Annotated in this window: 27 protein-coding genes and 1 pseudogene; 11 read left to right on the top strand and 17 right to left on the bottom strand. The window is 44.8% G+C overall.

Annotation, left to right across the window (positions count from 1 at the left end; all coding sequences use genetic code 11):
- Positions 1-996 precede the first annotated feature (996 nt).
- From HRU42_RS21185 to HRU42_RS14025, 3 genes are all read left to right on the top strand, one after another.
- On the top strand, positions 997-1,116 hold the full coding sequence (locus HRU42_RS21185; RefSeq protein ID WP_367227185.1) for a winged helix-turn-helix domain-containing protein: 120 nt from the start codon (positions 997-999) through the stop codon (positions 1,114-1,116).
- 519 nt (positions 1,117-1,635) lie between these two features.
- Positions 1,636-1,887, top strand: coding sequence for a YkgJ family cysteine cluster protein (locus HRU42_RS14020; protein ID WP_295031947.1), 252 nt, complete (start codon positions 1,636-1,638; stop codon positions 1,885-1,887).
- 21 nt (positions 1,888-1,908) lie between these two features.
- Entirely contained in the window at positions 1,909-2,367 is a 459-nt protein-coding gene (locus HRU42_RS14025; RefSeq protein WP_295031948.1) for an Rrf2 family transcriptional regulator, read from the top strand.
- A gap of 27 nt (positions 2,368-2,394) precedes the next feature.
- Here the strand turns inward: HRU42_RS14025 and HRU42_RS14030 are convergent, their stop codons facing one another.
- The 4 genes from HRU42_RS14030 to gpmM form a co-directional block, all read right to left on the bottom strand.
- Positions 2,395-3,135: a divergent polysaccharide deacetylase family protein gene (locus HRU42_RS14030; protein WP_295031949.1), complete on the bottom strand. Its 741-nt coding sequence runs from the start codon at positions 3,133-3,135 to the stop codon at positions 2,395-2,397.
- A gap of 75 nt (positions 3,136-3,210) precedes the next feature.
- Complete coding sequence (locus HRU42_RS14035) at positions 3,211-4,431, bottom strand: S41 family peptidase (protein ID WP_295031950.1); 1,221 nt, start codon at positions 4,429-4,431, stop codon at positions 3,211-3,213.
- 32 nt (positions 4,432-4,463) lie between these two features.
- Positions 4,464-5,597 carry a peptidoglycan DD-metalloendopeptidase family protein gene (locus HRU42_RS14040; RefSeq protein ID WP_295031951.1) on the bottom strand — a complete coding sequence of 378 codons (1,134 nt, stop codon included), beginning with the start codon at positions 5,595-5,597 and terminating at the stop codon, positions 4,464-4,466.
- 10 nt (positions 5,598-5,607) lie between these two features.
- Positions 5,608-7,152 carry a 2,3-bisphosphoglycerate-independent phosphoglycerate mutase gene (gene gpmM / locus HRU42_RS14045; protein WP_295031952.1) on the bottom strand — a complete coding sequence of 515 codons (1,545 nt, stop codon included), beginning with the start codon at positions 7,150-7,152 and terminating at the stop codon, positions 5,608-5,610.
- Between the two features lie 241 nt (positions 7,153-7,393).
- Between gpmM and HRU42_RS14050 the strand changes: the two genes are divergently transcribed.
- The 4 genes from HRU42_RS14050 to HRU42_RS14065 all read left to right on the top strand — a co-directional run bounded on the left by HRU42_RS14050 (position 7,394) and on the right by HRU42_RS14065 (position 11,229).
- Positions 7,394-7,828, top strand: a complete 435-nt coding sequence (locus HRU42_RS14050) for a rhodanese-like domain-containing protein (RefSeq protein WP_295031953.1) — start codon at positions 7,394-7,396, stop codon at positions 7,826-7,828.
- A gap of 105 nt (positions 7,829-7,933) precedes the next feature.
- A complete protein-coding gene (gene secB, locus HRU42_RS14055; RefSeq protein ID WP_295031954.1) occupies positions 7,934-8,437 on the top strand; it encodes a protein-export chaperone SecB in 504 nt (167 codons plus the stop codon).
- A 106-nt stretch (positions 8,438-8,543) separates the two neighbouring features.
- Positions 8,544-9,563, top strand: a complete 1,020-nt coding sequence (gene gpsA / locus HRU42_RS14060) for an NAD(P)H-dependent glycerol-3-phosphate dehydrogenase (protein WP_295031955.1) — start codon at positions 8,544-8,546, stop codon at positions 9,561-9,563.
- A gap of 481 nt (positions 9,564-10,044) precedes the next feature.
- Positions 10,045-11,229, top strand: a complete 1,185-nt coding sequence (locus HRU42_RS14065) for an NAD(P)/FAD-dependent oxidoreductase (protein WP_295031956.1) — start codon at positions 10,045-10,047, stop codon at positions 11,227-11,229.
- Between the two features lie 201 nt (positions 11,230-11,430).
- Here HRU42_RS14065 and HRU42_RS14070 read toward each other — a convergent pair whose 3' ends face one another.
- A complete protein-coding gene (locus HRU42_RS14070) occupies positions 11,431-11,715 on the bottom strand; it encodes a hypothetical protein (RefSeq protein WP_295031957.1) in 285 nt (94 codons plus the stop codon).
- A gap of 61 nt (positions 11,716-11,776) precedes the next feature.
- Here HRU42_RS14070 and HRU42_RS14075 point away from each other — a divergent pair, with 61 nt between their 5' ends.
- Positions 11,777-11,950, top strand: a complete 174-nt coding sequence (locus tag HRU42_RS14075; RefSeq protein WP_295031958.1) for a hypothetical protein — start codon at positions 11,777-11,779, stop codon at positions 11,948-11,950.
- A 414-nt stretch (positions 11,951-12,364) separates the two neighbouring features.
- Here HRU42_RS14075 and HRU42_RS14080 read toward each other — a convergent pair whose 3' ends face one another.
- The 9 genes and pseudogenes from HRU42_RS14080 to HRU42_RS14115 all read right to left on the bottom strand — a co-directional run bounded on the left by HRU42_RS14080 (position 12,365) and on the right by HRU42_RS14115 (position 18,653).
- Positions 12,365-13,429, bottom strand: a complete 1,065-nt coding sequence (locus tag HRU42_RS14080) for a nucleotidyl transferase AbiEii/AbiGii toxin family protein (protein ID WP_295031959.1) — start codon at positions 13,427-13,429, stop codon at positions 12,365-12,367.
- The gene (locus tag HRU42_RS14085; protein WP_295031960.1) at positions 13,426-14,091 is read right to left on the bottom strand and encodes a DUF6088 family protein; all 666 of its coding nucleotides are present in this window, start codon (positions 14,089-14,091) and stop codon (positions 13,426-13,428) included. Before HRU42_RS14085 ends, HRU42_RS14080 begins: the two co-directional genes overlap by 4 nt.
- A 279-nt stretch (positions 14,092-14,370) precedes the next feature.
- A pseudogene (locus HRU42_RS14090) lies at positions 14,371-14,502 on the bottom strand (transposase); the annotation flags it as partial.
- A gap of 264 nt (positions 14,503-14,766) precedes the next feature.
- Complete coding sequence (locus HRU42_RS14095; protein ID WP_295031961.1) at positions 14,767-15,528, bottom strand: hypothetical protein; 762 nt, start codon at positions 15,526-15,528, stop codon at positions 14,767-14,769.
- A 316-nt stretch (positions 15,529-15,844) separates the two neighbouring features.
- On the bottom strand, positions 15,845-15,967 hold the full coding sequence (locus HRU42_RS14100; RefSeq protein ID WP_295031962.1) for a hypothetical protein: 123 nt from the start codon (positions 15,965-15,967) through the stop codon (positions 15,845-15,847).
- A 136-nt stretch (positions 15,968-16,103) separates the two neighbouring features.
- On the bottom strand, positions 16,104-16,718 hold the full coding sequence (locus HRU42_RS21190) for a CPBP family glutamic-type intramembrane protease (RefSeq protein ID WP_367227184.1): 615 nt from the start codon (positions 16,716-16,718) through the stop codon (positions 16,104-16,106).
- A gap of 650 nt (positions 16,719-17,368) precedes the next feature.
- Complete coding sequence (gene lepB, locus HRU42_RS14105; protein WP_295031976.1) at positions 17,369-17,929, bottom strand: signal peptidase I; 561 nt, start codon at positions 17,927-17,929, stop codon at positions 17,369-17,371.
- Positions 17,930-18,150: 221 nt separating this feature from the next.
- Positions 18,151-18,333 (bottom strand): hypothetical protein, encoded by a 183-nt coding sequence (locus HRU42_RS14110; protein ID WP_295031963.1) that lies wholly within the window; start codon positions 18,331-18,333, stop codon positions 18,151-18,153.
- 194 nt (positions 18,334-18,527) lie between these two features.
- Complete coding sequence (locus tag HRU42_RS14115) at positions 18,528-18,653, bottom strand: hypothetical protein (RefSeq protein WP_295031964.1); 126 nt, start codon at positions 18,651-18,653, stop codon at positions 18,528-18,530.
- A 1,152-nt stretch (positions 18,654-19,805) separates the two neighbouring features.
- Between HRU42_RS14115 and mog the strand changes: the two genes are divergently transcribed.
- Both mog and HRU42_RS14125 read left to right on the top strand, forming a co-directional pair.
- On the top strand, positions 19,806-20,339 hold the full coding sequence (mog, locus tag HRU42_RS14120) for a molybdopterin adenylyltransferase (protein WP_295031965.1): 534 nt from the start codon (positions 19,806-19,808) through the stop codon (positions 20,337-20,339).
- Positions 20,340-20,544: 205 nt separating this feature from the next.
- Positions 20,545-22,023 carry a hypothetical protein gene (locus HRU42_RS14125; protein WP_295031966.1) on the top strand — a complete coding sequence of 493 codons (1,479 nt, stop codon included), beginning with the start codon at positions 20,545-20,547 and terminating at the stop codon, positions 22,021-22,023.
- A 175-nt stretch (positions 22,024-22,198) separates the two neighbouring features.
- Here HRU42_RS14125 and HRU42_RS14130 read toward each other — a convergent pair whose 3' ends face one another.
- The 3 genes from HRU42_RS14130 to HRU42_RS14140 form a co-directional block, all read right to left on the bottom strand.
- On the bottom strand, positions 22,199-23,359 hold the full coding sequence (locus HRU42_RS14130) for an ABC transporter permease (protein WP_295031977.1): 1,161 nt from the start codon (positions 23,357-23,359) through the stop codon (positions 22,199-22,201).
- A gap of 189 nt (positions 23,360-23,548) precedes the next feature.
- Positions 23,549-24,283 carry an ATP-binding cassette domain-containing protein gene (locus tag HRU42_RS14135; RefSeq protein WP_295031967.1) on the bottom strand — a complete coding sequence of 245 codons (735 nt, stop codon included), beginning with the start codon at positions 24,281-24,283 and terminating at the stop codon, positions 23,549-23,551.
- Positions 24,276-25,895 (bottom strand): alpha/beta hydrolase, encoded by a 1,620-nt coding sequence (locus tag HRU42_RS14140; protein WP_295031968.1) that lies wholly within the window; start codon positions 25,893-25,895, stop codon positions 24,276-24,278. The genes HRU42_RS14135 and HRU42_RS14140 overlap by 8 nt, the downstream gene beginning before the upstream one ends.
- A 91-nt stretch (positions 25,896-25,986) precedes the next feature.
- Between HRU42_RS14140 and HRU42_RS14145 the strand changes: the two genes are divergently transcribed.
- Complete coding sequence (locus HRU42_RS14145) at positions 25,987-26,355, top strand: GntR family transcriptional regulator (RefSeq protein ID WP_295031969.1); 369 nt, start codon at positions 25,987-25,989, stop codon at positions 26,353-26,355.
- The last annotated feature ends 42 nt before the right edge of the window (positions 26,356-26,397 follow it).

A 26,397-nucleotide genomic window follows, 5' to 3' on the forward strand; every position in this document is an offset into this window, starting at 1 on the left:
TCGAACTCAGAAGTGAAACGCAATCGCGCCGATGGTAGTGTGGGGTCTCCCCATGTGAGAGTAGGTCATTTCCAGGCGCCTAATAAACGAAAAAGCCCGTTGCTAACGCAACGGGCTTTTTTCGTTTTTAGCCTGGAAAGATGACCACTCGAACATGGGGAATATAAAGAGTCCGAACGCAGTGAGGTTCATTCCATGTGATAGTAGGGTGAAGGGCCCGCTCTTATCAAGCGTAGCTTGATGCTGGGTCTGAACGCGGAGGATTTATCCGAAGCCGGGCCATTGGAAGGCGCCTCTGCTCTTTGTTTCCGTATTCAAAGCGCCGTAATTTCATCCCCATGTGTCCACTTCGTGGATCGAGGTCACTGATATGCTCCTGCATAAGTGACACTTCCCACATCCATGTGGGTCGTAAGTCATTTCCAGGCGCCTAATTTCTCGTAAAGAGAGTCGATAAAGCCCGTTGCTAACGCAACGGGCTTTTTTCGTTTAGGCCTGACTCTTTGTTGCAAGAAATGACCGAACGAACATGGGGAATATAAAGAGCCCGAACGCAGTGAGGTTCATTCCATGTGATAGGTCGATAATTGCATCCTCGGTAACTGCTCCATGCGTTACTCTCGATAACTGCTCCTGCATTATTCTAGCTTCGTCCATCCTTGGTCTCGTACCTCCTGAATCCTTTCAGTCGTGCATAAGTGACACTTCCCACATCCATGTGGGTCGTAGGGTGAAGACCTTACGCTTTTCAAGCGCTGCTTGATGCTGGGTTGGTAGAAAAATGTTCCAGACATTTTCTACATTCCTCACATCCTTGGCGGCATATCCGAAGCTGGGTTATTGGAAGGCGCCTTCGCTTTTTTGTTCCCTAATACTATTCTAAGTAAAAATGTGATCTAATTGTGGTCATCATATCTTCTTCATTTGTGGTTATGGATAATTTTAAAAATACAGATTTCAATTCTCTAGCTCGTCAGCAAAAATCCATCAGACTCTATCTACTACTTATTGAATCATATGGGATTTTACTGGATAACCTCACGCTCTATGCACCCCAAACAACCAGTAGAGGCTCAAGAAGAGTTTAAAAAAATTCCAAATAAAAACGATCGCTAAGATCCCCAAGCACCTACCTTTAGAACGCATCAATATTTGGTTTCAGGACAAAGTAATAGTGGTTCCATGGACGAGTAAAGAAGCCATGATCCTATACTTGAGACTGATTTCGGAAGTCACTGAAGCAGATAGACATACAGTCGTGATCATGGATGGTGCAGGCTGGCATACCGATAGCATCGCAGATGAATTGAGTAATGTCATCCTGATCAAATTTTCCTCTATTCACCAGGGCTTAATTCGATAGAACAAATATAGTGAAATGGGCAAGCACTTTGCTAAAGGAGCGGTCACTCTCGGCTATTCATGTCTTTTTCTTCAATCTTATGACATTTGTGCTTCCATGCACTCCTATGGCGGTGGTTTTCGATTTATTCTTCTACCTATGAGCTGCTTTTGTTGTGAATCGAAGACGGGAAGGACGCAAAAAGAGTAAACTAGTCTAAATGAATTCGCTTTATTAGAAGATGCTGTGATCTTAACGTCTACTTGACTACTTAATAATAGGTATAATGTTTTATGAATTGTCGACTTGGATGTGGAGCTTGCTGTATCGCCCCATCGATCTCTAGTCCCATTCCTGGGATGCCTCAAGGTAAACCAGCGGGTGAGCGGTGTATTCAGCTATCCAATGACAATTTATGCATGATTTTTGGGATGAAAGAACGCCCGGTAGTTTGCAGCTCCTTCTCTGCAACTATTGATGTATGTGGTAGTACTACTTCTGAAGCTATTCATTTGATCTCTTTTTTAGAGGCTCAAACCAGCTAGACTAACTTTGTAAGGTGCCTAATGCAGTTAACTCGTTATACAGACTTTGGTATTCGTACCTTAATGTATTTGGCTATTCAGCCTGACAGAGAGACGCTATTTCGAATTTCGGAGATCACTCAGGTCTTTGACTTGTCGCCTAATCATGTTTCTAAGATAGTGCATCACCTGGGTAAGCTAGGTTACTTAGAAACCATTCGAGGTAAATGTGGCGGTTTTCGTTTAGGTAAGTCAGCGAAAGAGATCAATATCGGTCAACTGGTGAGAGTGCTAGAAAACTCTTTGGCACCTATCGATTGCAGTAAACCCTATTGTCGCCTGACCCCCTCTTGCCAGCTAAGAGGTGTATTAGCCGAGGCTGTTACCGCTTATTTAACGGTTTTAGATCAGTACTCTCTGGCGGATATCGTTAGCAATAATCATGAGTTGGTAAAGCTGCTCCCTGAATTGTCTATTCCTGTACTTGAACTCAGCTCCTAACGCTCGGCCCTAGAGTTATATCAATCGCTACTGCAATCTGATATTAACATCTTTTCCTATCTGTTCTTGTTTTGTACTTACTGCGATTTTATAAGGTAAAAGCTCCGAAACTTTAACCAGGCTGATACCTGCCTGCTGTAATCGCGGTAGGTTCCGTTTCAAATATTCTATTGTTTCAGGATGTGGGTGAGCTATGGCAACGACTTGGCCTTGTCTAAGTGCCAAGGCGATAAGACGTTCAAACTGTTGCTCCAAACCGGCTTGTGAGACGTCATTATCCAAGAATATCTGCCGTTTTAACCTAGGTATACCTAGTTTGTCAGCTGTACTCCCAGCCTTGGTGTAACGTGTGGTTATACTATCGACGAAGTAGAGTCGCTTCTGTTTTAAACTTTCCATCACCCACAGCATGGGCTCATCCAGCTGGGTCAACAAACTTCCCATATGGTTGTTGGCGCCTTTAGCGAACGGGATATTCTCGAAAGCCTGGTTTATGGTCTGCTTAACATCCATTTCACTCATATCATTGGTTATGCCTCCTGGGCCAAGCTTCTTGCCATTGAGTGCTTGCATAGGCAGGTGTAGCATTACTTCGTAGCCTCTTTCGTGTGCAATATGAGCAACTGAACTGCCAAGAGGCGTGTGAGGAAGTACTGAGAGGGTGATGTTATTGGGTAAAGTCAGTACGGCTTCATCGGATTGACGATAGCCAATATCGTCAATGATGATCGCAACTTTAGCGGCATTTACATGACTACCAGGAAACATTAACGTAAAAACAAATATTAAAAAGCGCACAGTGTTCGGTATTTTCCAGACCTCCTACTCTAAGAGCAAAAGGCGTTAAGAATGAGTTTTTATCCATGTAATTGCTGAATCCAATATCAGATCAGTTTCTACATTATTATCTTCAATTTTATCATGGACATTAGTCTCGTCGATTATAGGCATAGTTTGCTCATTTGTGACAGTCTCTAATTGAAGTTTTATATCTGGCTCAATCCCCTTACTATTAATGTCACGGCCATTGGGGGTGGTATATTTGGCGATCGTCAGTTTTATTGCATTCCCTTCCATTAATGTTGGAATTAGGCTCTGTACGGTTCCCTTACCGAAGCTGGTCTCACCTATCAGCTTAGCTCTTTTATTATCCTGTAGGGCGGCGGCAAGCACCTCTGAAGCAGATGCAGATCCCTTGTTGATTAACACCAGCATAGGAACATCGTTAAGCATGGTCTGAGGTGAGGCATAATAGTCTGAGTTTGCGTCGAAGAATCGTCCCTCGGTTGACACTATTCTGCCTTTGTCGAGAAATATGTCGGCAATTTTTATGGCTTGATCGAGTAAGCCTCCCGGATTATTCCTCAGGTCTAAGATGAGTCCCTGTAATTTTAGCGGCTGCCACAGGGCTAATTGCTTAACCATTTCCTCTGTTGAGTTGTCCTGAAAGTTGGCAAGCTTGATAAAGCCAATATTACCATCCAGCAATTCGGCCGTGACCGAGAGCACCGAGATGAGGCTCGGCACTAAGGTAACTTCATAGACGGTATCCATATTAGGGTGAGTGAGTGCAAGCACAATTGATTGGTTATTCTGGCTATGGTTTTTGATTTCTGTAAGCAGGTCATCTAACTTGCTGTAATCGACCTTGTTATTATTGAGTTTAACTATTCGGTCGCCTGCTCTTATACCAGCACGTTCGGCAGGAGAACCTGCAAAGGGGGTTATTATGGTTATTTGGTCATCTTCTGTTGCTATCTCTATGCCAAAACCGAAGTATTCGCCCTTATTGGCATTTCTAATATTTGAGAATTCTTGTTTATCGAGAAAGTTAGAATAAGGGTCTAACTTAGCAAAAATACCTTCGATTGCTGCAGCAATAAGCTCATCTTGGCTCAGCTCTGTTACATAGTAGGTTTCTACTGTGTCGATGACGTCGAGTAAGAGAGGATAGTTAAGATTGTGATGATATTGTTCGGCGTTTTCTTGTCCTGATAGGGTAACGGAAATCCCTAGTCCGACACCAATGAGAATACTACCAAGGTAGCGAATATATTTTGACATGGCAGCCCCTATATTTAAGGGCTAGATCTCTCCTAGCGTGTACAGTATCTCGCCGGATCGACCGCTTGCCCTTTATGCCTTACCTCAAAGTATAGGCCAGGCTCAGTCTGTCCACCCGACCGACCGACCAATGCGATGGATTCTCCTTTATTTACAGAGTCTCCGGGGTTTTTTAATAGGGTTTGGGCATGACCATAAAGGCTCATATAGCCTTTACCGTGATCGACAACTAGCACCATACCGAAGCCGCGTAACCAGTCTGCATAGATGACCTTGCCCGCTGCGATAGCCGCTATTTTTTGACCTTCCGGAGCCGAGAGTGTGACCCCCTTCCATTTTACCTGACCCGATCTACGGCTGCCGAAGCCCGACTTGATACGGCCCTTAGTCGGCCATTTTAGCTTTCTGCTACTGGATAACCCTTGCATCTTAGGGTTACTTTTCATGGCCATTATGGCTTGATCGACAGCATGTTTGAGACTGGCTTCCTCTATCTGTAGCTGCTCCAACTTGGCGCCACTGCTATTGAGTGTTCTCTGTAGTTGTGTGAGGGTTTTTTGTCTCTGGCTCTGTTCCTGGTTGAGCTGTTTCGCCTGTTGTTGCTGGTTGAGAATGAGCTTATTCAGCTGAGTCTTCTGGGCTATCTGCTCAATTTGAATATCATTGAGTTCTTCGATGGTCTGTTTCAACTCATTGATCGATGCCATGCGGGCATTATTTAAATATTGATAGTAGGCGAGTAGACGTTCGATGCTGGCTGGGCTCTGCTGGTTGAGTAACATCTTACTATAGTCGTGATTACCCGCTAAATAGGCACTGGCCAACTGATTGGCTAATGTTTGCTGCTGAGTTTGCTTCAGTGTATCTAACTGTTTTTGGCGTTTATCTAATTCTGCGAGTTTTTTATCTGTCTTGGACAGTGAATTTTTGGTCTCATTGGCTTTTCTTGCCGCGGAGGCGATCGCTTTTTCATCTTTCTTCAGCAATGAGATTAACTTCTCTCGCTGCTTAGTGGTGTTTTTTAGATCCGATGTCTGTTTGCTTATCTGTGATTGCAGTACTTTAAGATCGGATCGACGCTGCTCCAAGTCTGAGGCCAGCAGTGGCGTTGAAAGTATGATAAAGCCAGCAAGAATGCTGGCTTTACTGAAAAAACGAATATTCACGTGTCGGTGGTTACTCTTTGATTTTGATGATGGAACGCCCGGTCATCTCTGATGGTACCGTTTCTCCCATCAAGGTTAACATGGTTGGAGCAAGATCGCTCAGGCGACCGCCATCTTCGATAATCGCATCACGTCCAACGTAGATCAATGGCACAGGTTCACAGGTGTGAGCCGTGTGTGCCTGGCCGGTTTTCTCATCGGTCATCTGCTCGGCATTACCGTGGTCGGCTGTGATTAAACACTCTCCTGCCACTTTAGCCAGAGCCTCCACGACGCGGCCGATGCTAGTATCGACTGCCTCACAGGCTTTAACCGCTGCCTCGAAGCTACCCGTATGACCCACCATATCTCCGTTTGGATAGTTACAGATGATGACATCATAGTCAGTAGACTCTATGGCTGCGACTAACTTATCTGTCAGCTCGAGAGAACTCATCTCAGGCTGTAGATCATAGGTTGCCACCTTAGGTGATTGGATCAGAATTCTGTCCTCGCCCTTAAATGCTTCCTCTTTACCGCCATTGAAGAAGAAGGTCACATGGGCATATTTCTCCGTCTCTGATATACGCAGTTGTGTCTTATCCCGACTCTGCAGAACTTCACCTAAGGTGTTGACGAGCTCTGTCGCTGGATAGGCTATCGCTGCAGGTATATTCGCGGCGTACTGAGTCAACATCAAGAAGTGTGCTTTTGTCGTCACCTTACGCTCGAAGCCATCGAAATCTGGGTCGACGAAGCTGCGGCTGATCTGACGTGCACGGTCGGCGCGGAAATTCATGAAGATAAGTGAATCACTATCGGCGAGCTTAGCGACATTACCTTGGTTGTCGGTGATCGCCGAGCTTGCGACAAACTCATCGTTTTCGTTACGTTGATAAGCAGCTTCCAGTGCGTCTACAGCATTAGTGTATTGATGCAGAGACTCGCCTTGGGTGATCAAATCATAGGCTAGGGTCACACGATCCCAGCGATTATCACGGTCCATTGCGTAATAGCGGCCTATCACTGAAGCGATGCGGCCTGTGCCTAATCTAGTAAACAGATCATCAAAATGAGCCAAGCTAGATTTTGCACTGCGTGGTGGAGTGTCGCGACCATCGAGGAAAGCGTGCAGATATACCTGCTTAGCACCGCGTTCGACTGCCAGACGGCACATGGCCTCGATATGATTCTCATGGCTATGTACACCACCTGGAGATAAGAGCCCCATTATGTGTACAGCACCCTCTTTGGCGATAGCCTGATCTATGGCGTCGACTAGTGCCGGGTTTTGCTGAAACTCACCGTCATCAATTGCCTTGCCTATTCTTGTAAGCTCTTGATAAACAATGCGTCCTGAGCCGATATTGATATGACCAACCTCGGAGTTACCCATTTGACCATCGGGTAGTCCCACATCTAAGCCTGAAGCTGAGATTAGATTGTTAGGGTACTGGGCATTGAGTCGATCCAAAACCGGTGTCTTAGCATGGAAAACGGCATTTTTTTGCGTGTTTTCACGGTAACCCCAGCCATCGAGGATCAGCAATGCCAAGGGGCGTTTGCGTGTCGTCATGGTAGTACCTTTTAAGTTTGAAAGATTAAAGTTGAAAATAGGAATTGGATAAATATTACTACGGAAGGCCTAGTTGAAAAAGGAATTTACCTAGATTGAGATAATCGAGTTGGCGTCTATCTTATTAACACGCGTCATTCATAGGCTTTAGGTCCTTCAACAAGATGCTGCAATCTCCTATCGCGGTGGTATACTCTGTGCCCTAATTGTATTTTCAGCCCTAAGAAGTAGGCAGTTTACCATGCAAGAATATATCGAATTTTTGAAAGCTAACCCTATGCTCAGCTTAGCTTGGATAGGTCTTTTGATTGGTCTTATCGCCAGCGTTTTCAAATCCAGTATCTCCAAGGTCAATACTATCGGTCACCAACAGGCTACGCTGCTTATCAATAAGCAAGACGCCAAAGTGATAGATGTAAGGGAAAAAGGGGAGTTTAAGAAGGGTCATATCGTCGATGCTTTGAATGTGCCTTTATCTGAAATTAAAAATAATCAACTTTCAGCCCTTGAAAAGTTTAAAGCAAGTCCCATTATAATGGTATGCAACGCTGGTATGGTGTCATCACAAGCCTCGCAGTTGATGGTTAAGGCTGGTTTCGAATCTGTGCATAACCTCAAAGGCGGTATGGGTGAGTGGCAGTCAAGTAATCTGCCGGTAACGAAAAGTAAGAAATAACAATAACCCGGGATGGTGTTTGAGAGCGAGATACAGGTCTCAAGTAACAAAAGCCCTTAAATTGGCTTCAATTTTGAAGCCTAATTAATTGGATAGGTAAATATTATGGCTGAAGTAGCAAATAACGAACAACAAGATCCTCAATTCAATATCCAACGTGTATACACCAAGGATATCTCTTTCGAAACTCCAAACAGCCCGGCTGTTTTCCAGAAAGAGTGGAACCCTGAAGTTAAGCTAGATCTTGATACTCGTAGCGCTAAGCTAGCTGACAACGTTTTTGAAGTTGTCCTGTCTCTGACTGTTACTGCTAAAAACGGTGACGAAACTGCATTCCTTTGTGAAGTTCAGCAAGCTGGTATCTTCGCAATCAATGGTCTGACTGAGCAGCAACTTGCTCATTCACTAGGTGCATACTGTCCTAACATCCTATTCCCATATGCTCGTGAAGCAGTGGGTAGCCTGGTTTCTCGTGGTACTTTCCCACAGCTAAACCTAGCACCAGTTAACTTCGATGCGCTTTTCGCTCAGTACGTTAACCAGCGTCAAGCGGGTGCCGAAGAAGCTGCTAAGAGTGAAGCTGCTAAGAGTGAAGAAGCAAGCGCGTAATTAAAAACTGAACGTATCTGTTCAGCATTTTTCAGTCGCTGCTCAGATAGTGGCTGATTCATTCGAGCATTAGATTCGAATGAATTGGCATTAAGCGAGTAGCTATATGAAAAATACTGCCGATATTACGGTATTAGGGGCGGGGTCTTATGGCACCGCCCTTGCTATTTCTTTAGCCAGTAACGGCCATCGAACTCTGCTGTGGGGCCATGATCCTGAGCATATCGAGAACCTCAAGCGTGACCGCGCTAATGAGGCATTTCTCCCGGGGATAACGCTTCCCGATCTGCTAATACCTGAAGCCGACTTAGCGACGGCGCTAGCCGCATCGAATAATATTCTAGTCGTAGTACCCAGCCATGTTTTTGGCATGGTACTGAGCCAAGCTAAGCCTCTGCTGCGTGAAGATTCACGCATAGTCTGGGCGACAAAAGGGCTTGAGCCTGAGACCGGACGACTGTTGCAAGAGGTTGCCGGAGATGTGTTAGGCGATAAATATCCTTTAGCCGTACTTTCCGGACCTACGTTCGCTAAAGAACTGGCGGCGGGCATGCCGACGGCTATCTCTGTTGCCGGGACCCATGCAGCATTTACCCAAGATCTAGTCGAGCTATTACACAGCCCCAAGCGGCTACGTGTTTATGCCAATGATGATTTTATCGGCCTGCAACTCGGCGGCGCGGTTAAAAATGTCATCGCCATCAGCGCCGGTATGTCGGATGGTATCGGCTTCGGTGCCAATGCCAGAACCGCATTGATCACCCGAGGCCTAGTTGAATTGTCTCGTCTAGGTGAGGCTATGGGGGCCCAAGCTAGCACGTTTATGGGCATGGCAGGCTTAGGCGATCTGGTACTTACCTGTACAGATAACCAATCTCGTAACCGTCGCTTCGGACTGGCTTTAGGCCGGGGGCAAGGTGTCGAGGAGGCTCAGAAAGAGATAGGTCAGGTGGTCGAAGGCTACCGTAATACCAAAGAAGTTTATGCGCTAGCTAAGCGACTCGGCGTAGAGATGCCGATCACCGAGCAAGTTTATCGGGTGCTCTATGAGGGCGGCACGCCCCGAGAGGCTGCCGCTACCTTGTTAGCCAGAGAGATAAAACCTGAGACCCAAGATCGCGAGTAATCAAACCTGAGGTTTATGCTTCTGGGCATGGTAAAGATAAAAAAGGGTGCTAAAATAGCGCCCTTTTTTGCATATGGACCGTGCTTATCCCCGATCGCAGGGCACCTAGGCAGTTCCAGATAGCTCTTGGCATTTCCTACATCCTTGTAGGTCAAAGCGATGGAGGGGGTTTGCATATGGACCGTGCTTATCCCCGATCGCAGGGATAGCGATGGAGGGGGTTTGCATATGGCAGGAGATGTTCCTACATCTCTGTGCATTCCTATCATCCGTGATAGTCAGAGTGCTTATCCCCGATCGTAGGGCACCTAGGCAGTTCCAGACTGCTCTTGGCATTTCCTACATCCTTGTAGGTCAAAGCGATGGAGGGGATTTGTACACGGAAGTACTTATCTCCGATCGCAAGGATAGCGATGGAGGGGATTTGCATATGGCCAAATGTTCCTAGTGCAGTATTTGTATTTTAATTTGAGGCAATAAAGTGAAACATCATGACGTCATAATTATCGGTGCGGGCGCCGCAGGCCTGATGTGCGCTGCTACAGCGGGTTACCGTGGGCGTGATGTGTTGGTGTTCGATGCTGCAAAGCAGGCGGGGAAGAAGATCCTCATCAGCGGTGGTGGGCGATGTAATTTCACCAACATCAAGGTTGAACCCAATAACTTCATCTGCGGCAATGGGCATTTTGTAAAGTCAGCCCTGGCAAGATATTCCAGTAGCGACTTTATCGACTTGGTCGAGCGTCATGGTATCGAGTACCACGAGCGGGATCACGGTCAACTGTTCTGTAATGACTCGGCCAAAGAGATAGTCAGCATGCTACTGACCGAATGTGAGTGGGCCGGCGCTAAGGTAAAACTCCGCACCGAGATTGGCAAGATCACTCAAACGGATTCTGGAAAATTTGAGATAGCGACCGACAAAGAAGTCTATCGCTGTGATTCGTTAGTGATAGCCACAGGTGGCCTCTCCATGCCTAAACTAGGTGCCAGCCCATTGGGCTATCATCTCGGCGAACAGTTTGGTTTAAAGGTGCTACCTACCTATGCAGGTCTGGTGCCTTTTACCTGGCAACCCGAGCAGAAACTGAAGTTTGAGCCATTGTCTGGTATCGCCGTCCCTAGCACCATAACGGCCAAAGACGGTACCCAGTTCAGTGAAGCCTTACTCTTTACTCATCGCGGCCTATCAGGTCCTGCCATTCTGCAAATATCAAATTTTTGGAAGCCAGGCGAGACCATCAACATTAACTTGCTTCCCGGCATCGATGCCAGAGCCGCCATCGGCTTAGTGTTGGCGAACCATCCGAAGCAAAACCTGAGAAATACTCTGAGTCATTGGTTACCTAAACGTCTGGTCGAGGCCCTGTTCGATGAAGCCCTGCTCAATAAGGCTATGAATCAGCTGATCCATAAAGAGCTGGAACAGCTTGCTGTGGACCTAGAGTCCTGGGAAATCCTGATGAATGGTACCGAGGGCTACCGCACCGCCGAAGTCACACTCGGCGGTATCGATACCGATGAGCTGTCGTCAAAAACCATGCAGGCAAAATCAGTACCTGGGCTTTTCTTTATCGGTGAGGTGATGGATGTCAGCGGTTGGTTAGGTGGTTTCAACTTTCAGTGGGCATGGTCATCGGGTGTAGCGGCGGGGCAAGCGGTTTAGACTTGTGTAGAGACAATAAAGTTTCAGGTATCTTTTTTGTTTGCTTCATTTGACTGTGGTAGCGATTTGCAATCAGCAATCAATAGAAAATATGAGTGTTGATTGCAACACCATGAATCTGTTGATCCATTAAGAGCGAGTACAGCTTGCTGTTAATTTAGAGATCCTGGACAACCCTAATGGACGACACCTTGTGCCCTGCTACTTCAGCAACAAGTTTCTATGCTTATTGAATTCATACTGAGTCGTTTCAAGTCGCGTCACTATTGTGTCAAATTGATCTGGAGTGGTAAAAAACATCCCACCAGATACGGCCTTTGCATGATCTTTTGCAATACTATCTAACCTTTTAGCTTCAGGTATGATTTTTAGTTTGCTTTGAAGTATCTCTTCGTAATCGACTCCAGGGCTGGCCCAGCGATATTTTTTCATTTCGATGACGGCTAGCATAGCCTCTGAAGTATGGAAGGGATCTGCAAAATCCATATTTAAGCAAGACCGTTATGTCTTTCCCTGTTACGGGCTCCTCCAGACGCTGGCAGGGCTGGTGGATGCAGAAGATGGCTACGTGGAGGTATTCAAAATAGATTATTGCCCTTTAAGCGGGATCCCTACGCTCAATCTTATCCTCTCAGGAACGGTAGATAGGTTGCTGCTTGATGCGGTGTTCGAACGTTATCAGGCACTGCTACAGGCCGCTGCGGCTGCCGACCAACTCTGAGGCTACTGAGTTGCAGCAATGCCATGGATGAGGGCTGTCTGCTGGTTGAGTGCGTACAATTGGCGGTTATGGTAAATGGGAGTTTGCTGGGGAAAATGGCGCTTAGATGTAACTTGAGGCCTTAATCCGTTATTTTTAGCGGCTAACTTGGCGAGTATTAATCCTTTCTGCCTGAAAGTTTGTCACGGTTTTTGGCCTGTTTTTGTTGTGATGCTGGTGATTACATTTGAGGATGATTTAACGATCAAAGTGGCATTTCAGACTATTGCTGCTGGTGGACGGGGATGCTGAAGCAATATTGGCTTACGGTGATGGGTATAGGCTGGTTGATGTTAGCGTGTGGCTGAGCTCTTGAATGCTTAATTACTGCGTACAATAGCAGTGTTATGGTCGGTGTTATTGAATGTGATCTTGCTACTTCTGAGACACTTTTATATGTGCATTGATGTCATGTTGAGCCGCTTCAAGCCGCGTGACTATGGCATCAAATGGATCTGGAGAGGTAAAAAACATACCGCCAGATATAGCTTCGGCATGATCTTGTGCAATACCCTCTAACCTTTTAGTTTTTGGGAGCAGTTTTAGTTCGCCTTGAAGTATCTCTTCGTAATCAACTCCAGGGCTGGCCCAGCGGTGCTTTTTCATTTCGATGACGGCGAGCATAGCCTCTGATGTATTGAGGGGATCGGCAAACTCCATATTTAGAAGACAATCGACATCGTACCAATGTCGAGCAAGTCTATTTGGATTGGGATCCTTTTCTTGGGTTGAAAATTGGTGTAATGCCGTTAATTTCTCCCAGAGAATATAATCCCTCTGATATGCCATTACGCTAGCTTTCGGTAATGCTAGTGATGCGAAGTCAGGAATACTGTCCATATAGCAATCAATATCGATGATTTCAGTTGGCTTGCCTCTGTTTCTGCCGCCAAACTCCAATAGTATATGGTCAAGCTGATAGTCATTTGAACTATGGGTTACACGTGGAAAATGGATATCAATTTTTTCACCGTGTGAGTCAGGCTCAAGCTCGGCAGATAGTCCATCTATGTTGTATTGCGAAAATCGTTGATTAAGTTTTTCAACTAAGTCGTTGCTCCAACGCATAAGACGTTTCTGCTGTTCATCTCTAAACTTTTTATTTTGACTCTTGGTTTGAATGCTCTTTTTCCATGCTGCAAGCTCATCATCTTCTGACAATCCAGACAGATCGGCCCAATGAATCGATAAATCAATGTCTTCGGAGAAGCGTTCAATAGCGCTCCAGCATTTACTGAGTGCTGTTCCACCTTTAAATGCTACCGAGCAGTCACCGAGTAACTTTTCGTCGTATAGTAGGCGGAGAATTTCAGCAACCCAGACATCTTTTTCCAAAAAGTTAGCAACTAAACCATGCTCATGTTGTTGGGCGGCATATGAAAACATGTTTGCAAGATCTTCATGTTTAGATTTATCGGCGTACAGGTCAAAAATGCTCATGAACGAAGACTACTCTCTAGTTGATTTAACTTGTATTTCCACATTTTCAAAACGGGACTATTACTTAATTTTTGAAGCACTTGAATAGCTTCTTTTTCTTGCAAATTTAAGCGTTTAATAGCCATGTGTAGTGTAGATACTGGGGTATGCTCAGGCGAAAGAGACAGTAGCCCTCTAAATAAGGCTCCCTCAGGTTTATTTATCCACTGCAACTTGGTTTCAGTCGTGTGTTTTACTTGGACAATTTCATTGCCGACGTGAAACTCACGGGATGGTCCAGTCGTCCAATATACGGTTTTAACCGGTGCCTGTGTTTGCATGCCGAGTCGATAGGCTGCTTCTAATCCCTGAGGGGCTATTTTATATTTGTGAGTCCGCGCCCATGTTTTCGCCACTTCTTCAGCTTTTGCTGTGATTTTGATCGAGGGGATACTGGCTAAGGGTTTTGGGCGGGAATATATCCCTTTTGCGACACGAGCAACTTGCCCTTCCTTGGTTAAGCGGCTCATTGCCTTTTGAACAGATGTCGTAGTACCTAGAGAATAAAAATTCTCTATGGAAAATGGGACACCTCGTTTCATTCGAGATAATTTATTGGCAACTAACGCTGAAACTGACAAGGTTAAATTAATCCTGACAAAGTATAATTGATGTGATTTCATTGTAGCCTAGTTATGATAGGGTTTGTAGCTGTATTTATGTCAGAATTGAGTGGGCTGAGAGAAAAATATAGCTGCATTTATAATACGGTGTCATTTATAAAAGCAGGCATGACATGCAACTTAACCTTTGGGCCAAGCCTTTCATCCTCAATGTGGTTAGATTTTATATGAAAAGGCGATGAATCCTGAGTTGGCGAAATTACCCGCCAACTTACAAATGGGGTATTCCTGAGTTAGCCACCCAACCAGGAAGCTGAAGGTCACAGCCGCGAAGACCTTCTAAGGAGATGGATGAAGTGCATTACTGCTGGCTTTGCCTTTACACCATAGTCCACAATCATGCCGCTTTTTGAAAGCGCACATAGCATCCCAACGACCATTAATACCAGTATATTGGCGGCGAAACTTTTGCCTGTCAGTTTTTCCTCGATGCAGAGGTAGCCCTTCTAACACAACGATTTATCATGTGATATAACGGAGTCAATTCTGCATCGCTATCCCGAACAAACTGAGTTGAGGTAACTTAAAGGTTAGTAGAGGATGCTCTACAGCACAAAATATATGCCTGTGCTGTCTTTTTTTGATACAAAAGATAGCAGGCAGAGCCTTAGCTTTTTCGACAATCCAGCGGCATCTATGCTCGAAACTCTTGCCGGTCCTGTCTATTATCTTTTTTTACTTTAAAAATGGATAATTAAGCAGCTTTTTAGCGAAACTTTCACTCTTTGTTATATCCTTTGAATCGAAATACGTTATTTCTTTGCCATTAATTTCCGTATAAGGCTCCCATACTCGATCAACGAGTACAACATTCTGTACTCCTAGGTAGCTGAGGGCGTCAAGTGAGTAACTCCAAAAATCGGTTTTTCCTGTGTAAAAATCAGCACTTTTGACTTGGCCAAACATCGTAATTAATTGATTTACCTTCATTTGGTTGAAAAATTCGCATTCTAGAATAATATCCTTCTTTTTCATTAAGTCTTTCTTTTTAGATATAAGTTCAAAATTGCAATCACTTGAAAACCTCATCACAAGCGCTAAACTTCCACTTTCTAATGGCATGTCTTTAAACTGAAGTACACCACCATGCCAACCTAATAGTGAATGAATATTTATAAACTTGGTACTCCCTGCCAAAAATAAATAGTTTGCACAAGATGAAATGCAATATTTATCAACTTCAATATCTAAGTTATTAGTTTTGATCCATTTAGCAAACTCAATAGCTGTATTTGTATAGCCACCGAAGCTATTTACTACCAATTTATTAACGTCAGTATGTTTGTTAAATAAGCTTTGGGCTTTCTTAAATCCATTGAGATGAATATCAGCGTTATAGAATATAGATCCACCCTCGTAATATATCTCTTCATCACAAATGCCACTGTGTGTGAATAACATTAAAATAGTGTAAACAATACATTTTGATAGCCACATAAATACCTCACAGAAAACAATAAATTCAACCCCTTAATATAGGGGCTGATGCTTGATATAAGTGATATTAGAATCTGTAACTAGGTCCATCCCATGGATCTCTTCGACATTGTCAGTCTTTTGTTCCTGCATAATTTCTTCCTTAATTTAAACTGTTTAACGTTATGTTTGCCTAAGTACATGGCGGGTCTGTTAGACCTCACCAAGTCTTAAGCGATTGACCAAGGGTGTGGCGTCCATCTAAAGTTGCCACATCCTTGCTTTTAATCGGCGAAATATTGTCGTTTATCTTTTTATTTCACCGTTTAAATTGTTGTCACCTACTACCTGTAAGCTCCTGCATCTCTTCTGGTGTATAGACCTTGCCCTCATGCATCACTAGCACCCGGTTAGCTTGCTTTATCGTCTCAGGTCGATGAGCGATGATGATTCTGGTCATAAATAACTGTTTTACCCGCTCACTTATCTTGGCTTCATTTGCGATAAATATATGCCTGTCCTGTCTTTTTGTCTTTTTAATGCCTGTTATCCTCGTTGAGATCTTCGCTAAATCCACTCAAAACGTCGAAGAGCCATTAATGATGGATGTCTTGGTTATTGGTCTTTTCTATCTTGTTTGTTCCTAATAAAGGAATAATAAATGATGGAAATATAAACGACACTAGTATTAGAGTAAATGTCTTGCTGCTTTCTATTCCATATCCACTATTAAATACAGTTTCTTGACTAAAGATCGAATTGTAACCAGGGGAGGTAAAAACTTCCCGAACTACGCTGGTAAAATCAGCACCACTAACGGTCATGCCAAGAACGATAGCCAGAATAGTATTCCAAGAGAAATGAAACAATATGGAATACTTAAAGCCAAGTGAAAATCTAATTTGATATAGTAATATTGATACAATAAAAGTGTTTATGAATGAATATACACCGAACCCAGGGTTAATGATATGAATTAGAGCGAAAATGATGGAGTACAATATCACTGAGGTATAACTACGGCCAAAAACTTTTGGAATTAAAAGTCTAAAGATCACTTCTTCAATGATAGACATTGACAATATTAATAGTGCTAAGGGAACATGTAGCCAATGAAAGCCTAAGTAATCAATTGAGGAGTTTGTCACAGCATAAATTATCGGGAATAAAAGTATAAGGAAGTACATCTGAGATAGCTTTGTATTATACATGATATTTACTCAATAATAAAATTGCTGCAATAATGAAAATATTGCAACAATTAAAATTTAAATTAAAATTTTTAAAACTTTGGTCTCCAAGATGGTGCTGGATGTGGGTTCCTCAATAGTAAAAGAGCAAAGAAAAAACCTCCGTGTACGTTTTTAATCTCATTCTGTGTTAACTCTTTCATTTCTAAAGCTTGCATAATTTCTTCCTTAATTTAAACTGTTTAACGTTATGTTTGCCTAAGTACATGGCTGGTCTGTTAGACCTCACCAAGTCTTAAGCGATTGACCAAGGGTGTGGCGTCCATCTAAAGTTGCCACATCCTTGCTTTTAATCGGCGAAATATTGTCGTTTATCTTTTTGAACTCAAATATTTCACCCATTAAAATTCTTTTCATCCTTTAGTTGCTTACTAGCTCCTGCATCTCTTCTGTTGTATAGACCTTGCCCTCATGCATCACTAGCACCCGGTTAGCTTGCTTTATCGTCTCAGGTCGATGAGCGATGATGATTCTGGTCATAAATAACTGTTTTACCCGCTCACTTATCTTGGCTTCATTTGCGATAAATATATGCCTGTCCTGTCTTTTTGTCTTAGCTGGGATCTAGCTTGTCTTGACACAACGGGAGCATCCACATATTTCCTTTTTTCCTAGAAATACGTTACGTCAGAATTAGGTGATACTTTATAAATAATAATATAATCAATATCTTGAAATTTTACGCTTCCAAAAAATCTTGAATCATAACTTGAAAATTTGTTGTCCCCCAGTAAGTAATAAGAATTTTTACTTAACTCAAACTTTTCCACATGCAGGCAATCGGTTAGATCTTTATGCTCTTTGTAAAAGAAAACCCCGTTAACTAAAACTTCGTAATCACAAATATAAATAACATCGCCAGGTATTCCTGCCACTCTCTTATCTATGCCTATAACACCATCTTGATCTTGACCTACAACTGTGGTGCTTACAATACTCCCTCTTTTTATTACTTCATTCTTATCTTTTTTTTTGTATATTAAGTAATCACCTTTAATTAAGGCTGGAGACATCGAATTACTATTCACGCTACCAACAGCATAGTTAAATAAAATTATGTGCTTCGTTTTAACTAAATACAACCAAGAGCAAGAGTAAATCACGAACAGCAAAGAAATAATAACTTTTAAAGAACTGAATTTCTTATACAGGTAAACAACGAAAATCAACATGAAAGCAATGAATGATTTGACAAAAATATCGATTAAAAAAAATGAAGAAGGCAAATCCCCCCACCTAACAACCAAGGTGCTGACAAGGAAAAATGATATAATAAGGATGTTAATGTGAATCAAGTTGTTGGTTTTAATGCGTAAATACCCCTATTTAAGGTTTGCCATGGATAAAGAGCCAAGAAGCTACCTCCTGACTTTTACCTCTAAACAAATGACTGCTAATCAATCCTATCACAGGTCGACAACGCACCACTTCCACCAGTTTGATATCCATATCTTAATTCATTCTGGTGTCTCTCAAACCTATCTAAATGTCCAAGCCAAATAGCTCCTCCATTAACCTTTTGTAACTCTAAATCTGTCAGCATGTCCAAACCTTTGTCTTTTTTAAACTCTTGCATAATTTCTTCCTTAATTTAAACTGTTTAACGTTATGTTTGCCTAAGTACATGGCTGGTCTGTTAGACCTCACCAAGTCTTAAGCGATTGACCAAGGGTGTGGCGTCCGTCTAAAGTTGCCGTGCCCTTGCTTTTAATCGGCGAAATATTGTCGTTTATCTTTTTGCACTCAAATATTTCACCGTTTAAAAATTTGTCACTGACTACTACCAGTAAGCTCTAGCATCTCTTCTGGTGTATAGACCTTGCCCTGATGCATCACTAGCACCCGGTTAGCTTGCTTGATCGTCTCAGGTCGATGAGCGATGATGATTCTGGTCATAAATAACTGTTTTACCCGCTCACTTATCTTGGCTTCATTGGCGATAAATATATGCCTGTCCTGTCTTTTTTTCTGAATTTAACTCCAGATTAACCGTTTAGCTACCAAAAATAAACAGAGGGAGTATGAATATTAAAATGCGGAAGTATTTAGGGAATTTAAATGTAAATACAGCTGTGAGCAAACCAATAGTCACACCAAAAAAGTATGGAATACACTTTATTTCCGCATTGAAAAACTGAAACCAATTACTGTTAAAGCAAAGTATTAACCCGATGAAACCAAATAGAACAAAAGCCATTATTGCGGTTTCTTTTCGCTCTTTACTTGAATATTCTGAATTTTTCTTCTTAAGTAACTTCATTACATCCAATATCCCTTATAATTCCGATCTGAAATATAACAACATTTATCAAGCCAGCCATGATAAATAGTGGGTCGTTCCTCCAAATATCAACTCTAACAGTTTAAGCGATAGAAAGCCTGTAGTCGTATGATTTATATTCAATTAAAATATAAATCCAGTGTGTTTTATACAGCTAGGATAAGTGGACACCCATAAGATTTTTGATACTTTAAACTCCCCAAGTTCAAAGTGGCGAATGCATGGTGCCATGCCATGATTAAGCCTCTCACACTAGCAATAACACACGCTCTAAAATCGAAGAGACAACTTATCTTGTAAATCAGCAGGTGTAGATGCGGCTGCGAGCTTCCAAAACATGGTGAGGTATCACGAAGTGATACTCTCCGAACGAGAGGCAAGTGATGCTGAACTGGCCGTTAAACATGGATGTTGTTTGTTTTGGCAGAGCCCACATGGATGACACTTATAAAATCAAGAGCCGGCGACTCGTAGAAGTATCTGCACGGCACCGCTGTAAGCGATAAGTAACAATGAAGGGGCGATCTTCAAAACACTAGCCAATACCAATTCAGCCAAAAGCTAAACACAAAAAATGTAACGAGTCTTCATTCGAAGGCTAGCAAGCTTTGTGGATGAAACGCATCGCAGCTTGCATCAGCTCTCATTTTTGTCGATAAGCCGGATATAATGGCCGCGAAACATGCTAGTTTAGAGGCAACTAATATCTCCAGTTTCGGTGCCATCGATAGGGCTTGCCGAAGATAACACCACCAGTAGGACTTAAGATGACTAAAGCTAAAATCGGTATCGTAACTGTCAGTGATAGAGCCAGTGCAGGCGTCTATGAAGATCTCTCTGGTAAGGCGATTATCGAAGTATTGAACGAGTATCTGACTTCCGAGTGGGAGCCTGTCTATGAGGTGATCCCCGATGAGCAAGATGTGATTTCCGCGACGCTGATTAAGATGGCCGATGAGCAGAACTGTAGCCTCATCGTGACTACCGGCGGCACCGGCCCTGCTAAGCGTGATGTTACCCCCGAAGCGACGGAAGCCGTTTGTGACCGTATGATGCCTGGTTTCGGTGAACTCATGCGCGCCGAGTCACTCAAGTTTGTGCCTACCGCTATCCTGTCACGTCAAACTGCCGGTCTGCGCGGTGATACGTTGATCGTTAACTTGCCAGGTAAGCCCAAGTCGATCCGTGAGTGTCTCGATGCCGTGTTCCCAGCGATTCCTTATTGCATAGACTTAATGAACGGCCCATTTCTCGAGTGTGACGAGTCGGTGATTAAGCCTTTTCGTCCTAAGGCCAAGTAAGTATAGCTTGAACGTTAAGAGCGTCTCGATGCGCTCTCTATCTTCCCCCGCGATTCCTTATTGCATAGACTTAATGAACGGCCCATTTCTCGAGTGTGAACTTGAAAAGTGGTTATTAGCTTTTGATTAATTTGAGTAAATATTGTCACACCGAGTAATTTAGACTAGCTTTGTTAAAGGGATGAAGCAGCGAGTCTAGGTCAATATGAAACCTCATATAGTTAATCCATCTAAAAAATTATTAGCCGCCTTAGGGACCATGAGTGACTTTAAGGTGGCTGCTACATTTGGTGTGCGGCCTTTTCAGGTAAAGTTATTGCGTGAGGAGGATGGGATCCCAGCGGTAGCATCTTCTGTTGAGGTTCATCATTTTCAGTGGACGCCAGAAGCTGATGAATTGCTGGGGTCTATGCCGGACACGGTATTGGCAAAAAGGTTAGATACCAGCAGTGCAATTGTGAATGCTCGTCGAGCGGCGCTTGATATTTCAGCATTTGAGCGACCAATTGTAGACATTTCCCCTATGATCATCCAAAACCCCCATGACTGGACGACAGAGGAGGAGGCGTTATTAGGCTCCGATTTCGATACTGTTATTGCTGAACTTCTGGCAGTTAATAAAGATCAGGTTACCTACAGGCGTAACCGTCTGGGCATCGATCCCTATCGGCGTGGTACCCGCATTCAGTGGACTCAGCAGATGCTAGATAATCTAGGGGAGATATCTGATGGAGACTTTGCTGAGTATTTTGAGATCTGTAAAATGTCTGTGTATATAAAGCGAATCTTACTCTCTATTCCTACGTTTAATACCCTAGATTTCCCATCACCGCCCAATATTCCAAGAGCGGCGGTTAAGTTTCTAGGAAAAAAATATGATGTAGAGCTTGCCGAGGAGTTTTCTGTAAATCGTCTCAACATCAGGGTGAATCGTCTAATCCGTGGCATCGCTCCACTGGGTCGTGTGCCAAATAAACTGCAATTCACATGGACCTCGGAGATGGATGCCTTGTTAGGGCTTAAATCTGATTCAGAGGTGGGCAAAGATCTGGGGATCAGCGGTCAAGTGGTGCAATATCGCAGAAGAAAGCTGGGTATTGAGCCTACAATGCGCAGCAGCTTACTGGTTTGGGACCAGCAGATGATATCTGAGTTAGGCAGAAGCAAAGATCAGATCTTGAGTCAGGTTTGGCAGTGTGATGTTAGCCTGATTAGAGAGAAGCGTGAGGAGCTTGGCTTGTCTGAGCATCTTGGGGCAAGGGTCTGGCTAGAGAGCGAGATAGCCTTGCTGGGGACATTATCGGATCCTCAAACGGCTAAAAAGATTGGAGTTAGCGCGACTGCGGTACGTAACAAACGTAATAGTATGAATATCAAGCCGTTAATGAGTCACAAGAAGTTTATTTGGACTAAGAGGCGCCTAGCCTTACTAGGCATCATGGCCGATGAGCGCTTGGCTTATCAATTAAAAGTAACCTCGAATGTGATATCGAAAAAACGTGTTCAGCTCAATATTCCTATTTGGACCAGTCCTCACAAAGGCACCTGGGCCGATCCTGAGGCTATCGCTAAGTTGGGAACCATGTCAGATCCCGATCTGGCCAAACTCTTGGGAAATACCGCTGCTGCTGTATTTCGTAAACGTAAGCAGCTGGAGATCCCTGCGTATGTCGCTCAAGAGTGATGTGAGTTCATGTAGAAAGCTATTTATTCAGCTGACTAGCCTATCCTCCCGCGCCTATCGGCAGAAGTTACTACCCACAGCTGCTATTGAGAGCAGAAGGGCACTCATTAGTGCCCTTCTTCGCTGTATCTTACGCTAGCAAGGTCTTTTCTTATATTGGCACTAGAAACTATCCTTATAAACCGAAGATTATCTTCTCGCTCTTGAGCGATCTTTCCATGGCGAAAGTCAGGCCTAAGGCGATAACTAAGGTCACGACCGAGGACAGTACTAGCTGCAACATGGGGATTTCACGGCCCTTGATGAAGGCGATCAATGCCTGTTGCTGCCCTGAAACAGGCAGCCACTGCAAGGTATCCGGGGCTATGTTGTAGCTGGCGGCCATCGACAGCATCATGGGCACTATGAGTACCAAGGTCAGATAGGACTGAGCCTCTTTAAAGCTCTTGGCCATAAAGGAGACGAAGAGTTGCAGGCTGGCGGCCATCATGGCGATGGGTAAGCCAATCAATAGCATAAGCAAGATGAATTCTGTGCTTATGTTGACCGTAAATCCAAGCTCATGCCAGGGGACATAGGCATAGGATATCTTGGAGATGATCAGGGTTAACAACAGACCCAACATGGCGAACACAGTAACGGCAAAGACCTTGGCCAGCACTATGCTGCGGGTCGATACCGGATGACTGAGTAACAAGGCGAGTGAATTTCGCTCCCGCTCACCGGCACTGGTATCTATGGCCAAGTTCATCCCCGAGATAAATACCGCGTAGATCATGGTCATGGTGGCGACGCCTAAGATCACCCCGCCCTTGGAATCTGGCGTGGCTTGATCTTCTATTTTCACCTTAATTGGCTGGACCACACGTGGATCTATGCCTCTGGCTATTAAGCGTAAGCTGCCCATCTCGGCGCTATAGGCTTGCAGGTTACGCTCGAGACGCCGAATCGAGTTTTGCAGCTTCTCGTTAGAGTTATCTGCTATGAGTATGACTTCGGCGCTGAGTCCCTTGGCCATCTGCGCGGCATAATCTGCGCTGATCACCAGACGGATATCTTTCACATCCAGGGGCTCACCTGCGTCATCGGTACTGTGGCTATCACCATGAGTGATCCCTTGGCGGGATAGGTACTTGATGAGATCCGGGGCGTTATCGGCATGCTCTATCTTGATGTTGAGATCTTTCGGGCTCGACATCTGACCTATGAGTAGCATAAACATGCCACACATCATCAGGGGCGTGCCGATAGCGTAATAGAGTCCGGCCATGACCGAGCGCTTGTCTCTGGCGGCATCGATAAGTTCCTTGCGAACCATGGTCAGTATCTTGCTCATCATGCTGCTATTCCTTCATCTGTTCCGATTAGTTGGCATTGAAAGTGTGCATCTTGCTTGGATGCTTTAAAGAACATCATTTGTGAGGTAGTCATCATGCTGCGATTCCCTCATCTGTTCCAATCAACTGGCATTGAAAGTGTGCATCCTGCTTGGATGCTTTGAAGAGCATCATTTGTGAGGTAGTCATCATGCTGCGATTCCCTCATCTGTTCCAATCAGCTGGATAAACGCATCCTCCAGAGAATCCTTACCTGTCTGGCGACACAGATCATCTGGGCTGCCGACGGCAACGACTTTACCGTCCGCCATCACGATCACCTGATCACAGAGTGCGGCAACTTCCTGCATCACATGGCTAGAGAACAAGACGCAGTGCCCATGCTCCTTGAGCTCTCGCAATAGATCTCTCAGTACTCGGGTGCTCATCACATCTAGGCCACGTGTTGGCTCGTCGAGTATGATGTTGGTTGGCTGGTGGACTATGGCCTGAGCCAGTGCCGTCTTCATGCGTTGGCCCTGGGAGAAACCTTTGCAGCGACGGTCGGCAATATCATCCATATGCAGTTGGCTGAGTACCTTAGCGGTGGCAACCTTGGCTTCATTGCGTGATAAGCCATTGAGCTCGGCAAAATAACTCACATACTCTCTGGGCGTCAGCCTTTCATAGAGTCCGAAGGGATCCGGGAACAGCCCTAGTTGCTGTTTGGCCTGAATAGGAAATTTAGACACGTCTATGCCATCTATCTCGGCGATACCTTTATCTGCCTGGAGCAGACCGAAAATGGTTCTCAGGCAGGTCGTCTTACCCGCACCGTTAGGGCCAAGCAGTCCGGTTATTTGGCCATTTTGGGCTTCGAAGCTGAGATCATCCAGTGCCTGAACCTCGCCGATACGCTTAGATAGATTAGATACTTTAATCATGGCTCGCTCCTTGGGCTAGTGCTTGCTCTGGTTGTGGTTGTTGTACCGGCTCTGGTTCATGCTCCGGGGTGGGAATGGCCTCGACTGTGCTGGCATTGAGGTAAAAATTACGGCTCACATCCTTGTTCAGGCATTCGCCGTCTAAGTCCTGCACGCTGCCGCTGTCGACCAGCTCTGCGATAAGCTCGTTAGCACAAGATTGATGGGCGACCCCGTGGGTGGCGTAGGGGGCGATAAAGTGCTTGGCATTAGTGAGCTTTTCCATGGCTAACTCACCCCAGCTCGGCGGTGTGGCCGGATCTAATTGTCCCGATAACACTAAGGTGGGGATGTCGCTGCTAATGGGCGCCGAAAAGTCATCATCCACGGCGGGCATGTTCCAGATGGCGCAGGATTGTGCGAATGTAGTCACCATCTCCCGACCAAAATAGGTCTGGTTAGCGGCGTCTCGCTCGGCAGTGGTGAGGCGTTGCCAATCTTCGCCACAAATCACCGAGGCATGCATGCCCATGGCGATACCTGTGCTATCGATAGTGAGCGCATAGAGGCCTAGGATGGGTTGGAAATTATCCTTAGCGGCCTCACTGATCGCATGTGGGATCAGCGCGCGGACATTCGGCATATACAGGGCCATTCTGATGGCGCCCATAAACTTGGCTCGGGTCATGGTGAGCTGGGTTGCCTCGCCTGTTAACGGGTCTGGTACCTGGCTGACCATTGGCGCTATGGCTAGCTTGGCATCGACATGGGTTAGGTCTGCTTGCAGGTTGGGAAACTGAGCGTCGCAGAGCGTGTTAGTGCCGCAATCCTTAATTAACAGATCGAAGGCGCGGCTGATGGCATTGCCTATGGCCAGTACGCTCTGTTGCATCGGGACTACGCCGTCTATGGTGACTGTCGACAGCGCTTGTGGGTAGTGGCCTAGATACAGTTGTGCCATGCGAGTGCCGTAAGATATGCCATATACATGCAGCTTCTTATAGCCGAGATGCTTGCGCACGGCTTCGAAATCATCTAATGCATTTAGGCTACCGTATTGAGTGACATCGGCGTCGAGTTCATCCAGACAGGCCTGAGTCTCGGTGGCCACATCGAAATCAGCTTCGTTAATGGCCAAGGGATTTTCGAAGCCGTCTCCTTCGCAGGTTAAGATGTTGGATCGACCGGTGCCGCGCTGATCGATGAGTAAGATATCTCGACTCTGACGGATTTTACTGAACATACGGCTGAAGCCTGCGGCGTTATCTATGGCAGATTGACCCGGGCCACCGGCGATGGCTAGAAAGGCTTCGGCCTGATTATCACTTTTTATCGCTGCCAGCACAGCATAGTGGATCTCTATCTGTTTACCATCCGGCTTAGCGGGATTCTCCGCCACTGTGATAAAACCGCAGTTAACTTGCTCAGACAAGCCATCCAGATAACAGGTTTGCTCATTCTGGCTCGTCTGTTTACCCGCGTTATTCTTGCTGATATCAGCGTCTGCAAAGGCAGGAAGGCTGAGTATAATGCTGCTGATAACTATGGTGCCCAACAGCGTCATTAATGGCTTGCCCGTTATTATCTTGTTGGCCTCTCTTGTCGCAGACCCGTCTCGGTTTCCATGAAACATACTGGCTATTCCTTTGTTGAAAATTACTCAATCTATGCTAGATTATCACTGTATAGGTGTATCAATGTATTAATACAGTGTCTAAAGGCTAATGTTAGAACTAATCAATGTCAACCCCAGTAGTGGTGAACCCATATATCGACAGTTGAGCGAACAGATTGTGCGTTTAATTGTGGGTGGCCAACTCGAAACAGAACAAGTGCTGCCTTCGGTGCGGAAGATGGCCGAGCACCTGTCGGTCAACCCCATGACTGTTTCCAGGGCGGTGCAGCAGCTGGTCGAGCAGGGATGGCTGGAGAGGCGCCGTGGCCAAGCTACCAGGGTGGCTAAACGAGAACATAGCGAGACAACTTCGAGTGCCCAGTTACTTAAGCCCGAGGTCGATGAGCTCGTGTCCCAAGCCAAACAATTAGGCATAAGTCGTGATGAGTTAATGGCGCTCATCGATACTGGTTGGTAAAGCGGTAAAACAATAAACAAAATAAGCACAAAGGATTGAACT

Origin of the sequence: Shewanella sp. (assembly GCF_013214165.1) — a bacterium.
Classification (GTDB): Bacteria; Pseudomonadota; Gammaproteobacteria; order Enterobacterales; family Shewanellaceae; genus Shewanella.

Excerpts from the sequence above, each read along its gene's own strand:
- HRU42_RS14020 (WP_295031947.1), top strand. The coding sequence starts at position 1,636 with ATGAATTGTCGACTTGGATGTGGAGCTTGCTGTATCGCCCCATCGATC.
- HRU42_RS14025 (WP_295031948.1), top strand. The coding sequence starts at position 1,909 with ATGCAGTTAACTCGTTATACAGACTTTGGTATTCGTACCTTAATGTAT.
- HRU42_RS14030 (WP_295031949.1), bottom strand. The coding sequence starts at position 3,135 with ATGTTTCCTGGTAGTCATGTAAATGCCGCTAAAGTTGCGATCATCATT.
- HRU42_RS14035 (WP_295031950.1), bottom strand. The coding sequence starts at position 4,431 with ATGTCAAAATATATTCGCTACCTTGGTAGTATTCTCATTGGTGTCGGA.
- gpmM (WP_295031952.1), bottom strand. The coding sequence starts at position 7,152 with ATGACGACACGCAAACGCCCCTTGGCATTGCTGATCCTCGATGGCTGG.
- HRU42_RS14050 (WP_295031953.1), top strand. The coding sequence starts at position 7,394 with ATGCAAGAATATATCGAATTTTTGAAAGCTAACCCTATGCTCAGCTTA.
- secB (WP_295031954.1), top strand. The coding sequence starts at position 7,934 with ATGGCTGAAGTAGCAAATAACGAACAACAAGATCCTCAATTCAATATC.
- gpsA (WP_295031955.1), top strand. The coding sequence starts at position 8,544 with ATGAAAAATACTGCCGATATTACGGTATTAGGGGCGGGGTCTTATGGC.
- HRU42_RS14070 (WP_295031957.1), bottom strand. The coding sequence starts at position 11,715 with ATGGATTTTGCAGATCCCTTCCATACTTCAGAGGCTATGCTAGCCGTC.
- HRU42_RS14080 (WP_295031959.1), bottom strand. The coding sequence starts at position 13,429 with ATGAGCATTTTTGACCTGTACGCCGATAAATCTAAACATGAAGATCTT.
- HRU42_RS14085 (WP_295031960.1), bottom strand. The coding sequence starts at position 14,091 with ATGAAATCACATCAATTATACTTTGTCAGGATTAATTTAACCTTGTCA.
- HRU42_RS14095 (WP_295031961.1), bottom strand. The coding sequence starts at position 15,528 with ATGTGGCTATCAAAATGTATTGTTTACACTATTTTAATGTTATTCACA.
- HRU42_RS14100 (WP_295031962.1), bottom strand. The coding sequence starts at position 15,967 with ATGACCAGAATCATCATCGCTCATCGACCTGAGACGATAAAGCAAGCT.
- HRU42_RS21190 (WP_367227184.1), bottom strand. The coding sequence starts at position 16,718 with ATGTATAATACAAAGCTATCTCAGATGTACTTCCTTATACTTTTATTC.
- lepB (WP_295031976.1), bottom strand. The coding sequence starts at position 17,929 with ATGTTGATTTTCGTTGTTTACCTGTATAAGAAATTCAGTTCTTTAAAA.
- HRU42_RS14110 (WP_295031963.1), bottom strand. The coding sequence starts at position 18,333 with ATGCAAGAGTTTAAAAAAGACAAAGGTTTGGACATGCTGACAGATTTA.
- HRU42_RS14115 (WP_295031964.1), bottom strand. The coding sequence starts at position 18,653 with ATGACCAGAATCATCATCGCTCATCGACCTGAGACGATCAAGCAAGCT.
- mog (WP_295031965.1), top strand. The coding sequence starts at position 19,806 with ATGACTAAAGCTAAAATCGGTATCGTAACTGTCAGTGATAGAGCCAGT.
- HRU42_RS14125 (WP_295031966.1), top strand. The coding sequence starts at position 20,545 with ATGAAACCTCATATAGTTAATCCATCTAAAAAATTATTAGCCGCCTTA.
- HRU42_RS14130 (WP_295031977.1), bottom strand. The coding sequence starts at position 23,359 with ATGAGCAAGATACTGACCATGGTTCGCAAGGAACTTATCGATGCCGCC.
- HRU42_RS14135 (WP_295031967.1), bottom strand. The coding sequence starts at position 24,283 with ATGATTAAAGTATCTAATCTATCTAAGCGTATCGGCGAGGTTCAGGCA.
- HRU42_RS14140 (WP_295031968.1), bottom strand. The coding sequence starts at position 25,895 with ATGTTTCATGGAAACCGAGACGGGTCTGCGACAAGAGAGGCCAACAAG.
- HRU42_RS14145 (WP_295031969.1), top strand. The coding sequence starts at position 25,987 with ATGTTAGAACTAATCAATGTCAACCCCAGTAGTGGTGAACCCATATAT.